Genomic DNA, 4,540 nt, shown 5'->3' with positions numbered 1-4,540 from the left:
GGCCATGACCAGGCGATGGGACCGGCATCTGGACGGGCTGACGCTGTGGGACGCCTTTCCCGAACTGAACGGGACGCTGACCGAAGCGCATATCCGCCACAGCCTGTCGTCCGGAGAAGCGAGCGCCGCCGATATTCCATCCCCCTTTCGCGCGGATATGTGGCTGCATGTCCAGACCTTTCCCTTTGCCGGCGGGGTCGCATTATTGCTGCGCGACATTACGGCCGACATGCAGCGGCATCGGCTGGCCGACGTCAAATCGGCCATCTTGAAGGCGATGGCCGTGCATGGCGGCGTGGGTTATGCCCGCGTGTCGATGCGCGGCTTCATCGAAGTGGTGAATGACAGCTTCTGCGCAATGGTCGGGCTGAACCCCGACCGGCTGGCCGATGTGCCGATGGCCGATCTGGTGGCGCTGCCCGCGCGGCCGATGTTCCGCGAACGGATGGAGCGGGTGTTGCGCGGCGAGGGCGACATGCGGTTCGATACCCAATTGCTGACCAACGAAGGGGCCGTGGCGCAGGTCGATACGGCGATCGCCCGGCTGCATGGCATCTACGGCACGGAAGGCGCCATCATCGTGGTAACCCCGGCCGCAATCACAGCATGAAATCGCGACAACAACGTCCGTTTCGGATGGAGCGCGGCAGCTTTCCGCAATCGCTGCGGCAGATGCCACGGCCGGGACGGCATGCACTCGTCCCGACTTACGTAAAATCCGTCAATTGCTGACGGAATATGGCAAACGCGATCTTGAGCATGTGCAACTATCATCTGCGGCATGACCTACTACAGCAGCAACATCATCGTCCGATCGGGACATTTGCTGGCGCGATTGCGACGGCATCAGACAGGCAGCAGCCTGATCGAAGCGGCCTTTGCGGTACCGCTGCTGATCCTGCTGCTGATGGGCATATTGGGCTATGGCAGCTGGTTCATGACCGCCCACAGCCTGCAACAGGCGGCCAATGATGCGGCCCGCGCGTCCGTTGCCGGGCTGAACAGCGGGGAACGGCGCCTGCTGGTGGATCAAAGCATCATGGCCGCCCGTGCGGCCTTCCCCCTGCCCGCCGCCCAGACGATCGGCGTGAATGCGGAGGAAAGCGGCGGCTATTATACCGTGACGCTGCGCTACAACCTGTCCAACGCCCCGCTCTTTGCCGCCATACCATTCCCCATGCCCGGCGCCATGTTGGAGCGCAGCGCGGTCGTCCGGATCGCCGTGCAATGAACCGGATGGATCGATACCGCGCCCTGATGCGCGACCGGCGCGGTGGCGTGACGATGATCCTGGCCGGTTCGCTGTTCATGCTGATGGGCGCGGCGACGGTCGCCGTCGATCTTGGCTCCATCTACCTTGCCCGCCGCGAATTGCAGGGGGTGACCGATGCCGCCGCGCTGGCCGCTGCCGATGGCGGACGGGGCGCTGCCGAACAGCTGATCGGTCGCAGCGGCGTCAGCGACGTTGCGCTCGCCGCCATCGACAGCGGCAGCTATGCGTCGGACCCGGCCGTCCCCTTCGACCAGAGGTTCCGCCTGAACGATCCGGCGGGCGGCGCGATGCGGGTGGAACTGCATCGGCGCACGCCGCTTTATTTCGGCCGCCTGCTGGTGGGGCGCGACAGTATCGACCTGAGCGCCCGCGCCACCGCCGCGAAGATGGATGCCGCCGCCTTCTCGCTGGGTACCGGTCTGGCTTCGCTCAACGGCGGCCTGCCCAACATGCTGCTGTCCAGTCTGGCGGGGACCGAACTCAACCTGTCGGTGATGGATTATAACGGCCTGATCAGCGCCGATCTGGACCTGTTGCATGTGGCCGATGCCCTGCGCGTGCGGGCCGGCCGAAACGACGAAGCCTATGGCACGCTGTTCGACCGTGAGGTTCCGCTATCCGACCTGCTGGGTGCGATGGGGGATGTGGCGGGGAACAGCGCCGCCACCCACAGCCTGATGGCGCTGGCCAACCGCATACCCGGCCGCACCGTGCGCCTGAGCGACATCGTCGACCTTGGCCCCGCGCGGGGCGCGACGGACGCGACCGGACAGCCCAATATCCTGCTGGACGCCTTTTCGCTGCTGCGCATGGTGCTCAGTCCGCCATCGGGAACATCAGTGCCGATGGACCTGCATGTCAATGTGCCGGGTCTGACCAGCACGCGGTTGATGCTGGTCACCGGCGAAGGGCAGACGCGGTCCCCCCTGATCAGCATCACCGCCAAGCGGGACGTCGTGCTGCGTACGGCGCAGACCCGCATCTATCTGGAAAGCACGGTGGCGGCCGCCCTGTCCGGCATCGCGTCGGTGCGCATCCCGCTTTATGTCGAACTGGCGGCGGCAGAGGCGCGGTTGTCAGATATTCGGTGCGGCCTGGACGGGGGCGTGACGCTGGCCGTAACACCATCCATCGGCAGCGCAGTGCTGGGGGAAATCGACGTCCACGCGCTGACCAATTTTTCCGCGCCCGCCAATCCCCGCCCGGCGGTGCTGGCGACGGCGCTGGGGACCAGGGTGACCGGTTACGCCAATATCAGCCTGGGCGGCGTGCAAACCCAATCCGTGCATTTTTCACCGTCCGACATCGCGGCTCAGCTGGCCAAGACCGTCAGTACGCAGGATCTGGTGCAGGGCATTGCCGCCAGCCTGGCCACCCGGACGCAGATCCAGATTTCGCTGCTGGGCCTGATCGTCAGCAACAGCCCGCTCAGCCCGCTGATCGGCGCATTGCTGGGGACGACCGCACCGTTGCTGGACGGCATCCTCAACAGCGTCACCGCTACGCTGGGCGTCCGGCTGGGCACGGCGGAGGTAAGGGTGCATCAGCGCCGATGCGGCGTCGCGACGGTCGTCGCGTGATAGCCCGGCCGTCATGGTTTTCGGTGCCGGAATGTTTCCGACATATTCGAAACACGACATGCCGCTTCTTCCCAGCGCGCCCGCCCTCGCATGGACCGGAATTCAGGCCGCAGCCACCCTGCCCGGTGCGCCATGGCCATAGGCATTTTGCGACCGCACCTGTCGCGGGGTCATGCCGAAATGCGCCTTGAACGCCCGGTTGAAGCTGCTGATATTCTCAAAGCCAAGGCTGAACGCCACTTCGGTGACAGAGGGCATGCAATGGCCATAGCCGTTCAGCAGACGGCGGCACTCCTCCAGCCGTTTCGACCGGATCAGCGTGGTCATGGTCGTGCCGCGACTGGCGAAAAGCTGGCGCAGATACCGTTCGCTGACACCGCAGGCGCGTGAAATCAGCGCCGGACCAAGGCTGGGGTTCTGGATATTCCCCTCGATAAAGCGATCCACCCGGTTGAAAATGCCCTCCGTATGGCGGCTGCGCCCCTGCACTCCGGCGCCGACCGCATCGTCGGCATTGGCAAAGGCGGTGCAGGCAAGGTCGAGCACCTGCGCCGCGAGGAAACGGGATTGCGACCCTTCCACCATCTTGCTGGCATGAAGGCAGGCATGGATCATGCAATTGGCGGCATAGGCCAACCCTTCGCGCGTATCGAGGCTGCGACCAAGCCAGTCGGCATAGGTGAACAACCGCGATTCCATCATCGCGCGCGGCACTTTCAGCCAGATCGCCTTCCACCCTTTCGGCACCGAAATTTCATAGGGCTTGCTGCTGTCCACGATCGCCAGCGACCCACGCGACAACATGGTCGTTCGACCGCTTTGGCTGAGTTCGGCGTTGCCCGCCACGCCCAGCACCAGCAGGATCACGTTGGCCGGGGAATTGCGGATGGCATATTCCGTCCGGGCGATCCGCGCCGGACTGCCCCAGCTCGACGAATAGACGATGTCCGCTTCGCCAAGTTCGGAACATAGGAACACGCCGCCGAAATCGGCACTGTTGACCTGTTCCACCTCGTAAAACACATCGGTCATCTTGCGCTTCACGAAATGGGGCATGCGGACGATACGACCGCCTGTATCATTATGTCGGCCGCCGTCCCCCGCAGACTGCATGATGGCCAGATTTTGCGCCATGCCTTTCATCTCTTCCACTCCATCGACAACGGGTCGGCTTTTGCCGATCCCGCCCATCTTGCTTACTGGGTCAGTCCTTTGCCTGCCGGACAGGCGCCATGGTGAATGTGAAACTGCTCTGCGCGAACGGCGTGGCGCTGGCGCTGCCGTCGGGCAGAGTGCCTGAATTGAGATGGACGAAATCCTGTATCAGCTCCGCTTTCACGCCAAAAACCGGATCGGCGGGCAGATGATCGTCTCCCTCCACGAAAACCATCGTCGTCAGCCGTTCGTAGCCCGGCGCGTTGATGACGAAATGGACATGGCCCGGCCGCATGTTGGACCGCTGCGTCGCGCGCATCATCGCCCCCACCGGGCCATCGTCGGGAATGGGATAGGATGTCGGCATGATGGACCGGAACCAGAAACGGCCGTCCGCCTGCGTCTGCAACATGGCACGCATGGCGGTTTCGCCGGCTTCGAAACCCGGCAGCATCATGTCATAATGGCCATCGGCATCGGAATGCCAGATATCGACCTGCGCATTGGCGATGGGTTGGCCATCTACATCCTG

Annotated in this window: 4 protein-coding genes and 1 pseudogene; 3 read left to right on the top strand and 2 right to left on the bottom strand. The window is 64.0% G+C overall.

What is annotated here, in order from left to right; translation table 11 throughout:
- From ACOJSJ_RS07625 to ACOJSJ_RS07615, 3 genes are all read left to right on the top strand, one after another.
- Window positions 1-610, top strand: a 610-nt coding sequence (locus ACOJSJ_RS07625; RefSeq protein WP_420144389.1) for a PAS domain-containing protein, incomplete at its 5' end; no start/stop codon positions are given.
- A gap of 171 nt (window positions 611-781) precedes the next feature.
- Window positions 782-1,231 (top strand): TadE/TadG family type IV pilus assembly protein, encoded by a 450-nt coding sequence (locus ACOJSJ_RS07620; RefSeq protein ID WP_420144388.1) that lies wholly within the window; start codon window positions 782-784, stop codon window positions 1,229-1,231.
- Window positions 1,228-2,853 carry a pilus assembly protein TadG-related protein gene (locus ACOJSJ_RS07615; RefSeq protein WP_420144387.1) on the top strand — a complete coding sequence of 542 codons (1,626 nt, stop codon included), beginning with the start codon at window positions 1,228-1,230 and terminating at the stop codon, window positions 2,851-2,853. Before ACOJSJ_RS07620 ends, ACOJSJ_RS07615 begins: the two co-directional genes overlap by 4 nt.
- A gap of 102 nt (window positions 2,854-2,955) precedes the next feature.
- On the opposite strand, the gene ACOJSJ_RS07610 is transcribed toward ACOJSJ_RS07615, so the two are convergent.
- Window positions 2,956-3,987 carry a helix-turn-helix domain-containing protein gene (locus tag ACOJSJ_RS07610; protein WP_420144386.1) on the bottom strand — a complete coding sequence of 344 codons (1,032 nt, stop codon included), beginning with the start codon at window positions 3,985-3,987 and terminating at the stop codon, window positions 2,956-2,958.
- A gap of 70 nt (window positions 3,988-4,057) precedes the next feature.
- Window positions 4,058-4,540: pseudogene (locus ACOJSJ_RS07605) on the bottom strand (hydroxyquinol 1,2-dioxygenase); the annotation flags it as partial.

The sequence above is a fragment of the Sphingobium sp. genome (assembly GCF_048594625.1).
Lineage (GTDB): Bacteria > Pseudomonadota > Alphaproteobacteria > Sphingomonadales > Sphingomonadaceae > Sphingobium.
The sequence above is the reverse complement of the archived record's forward strand: the minus strand, read 5'-3'. Positions and strand labels throughout refer to the sequence as shown.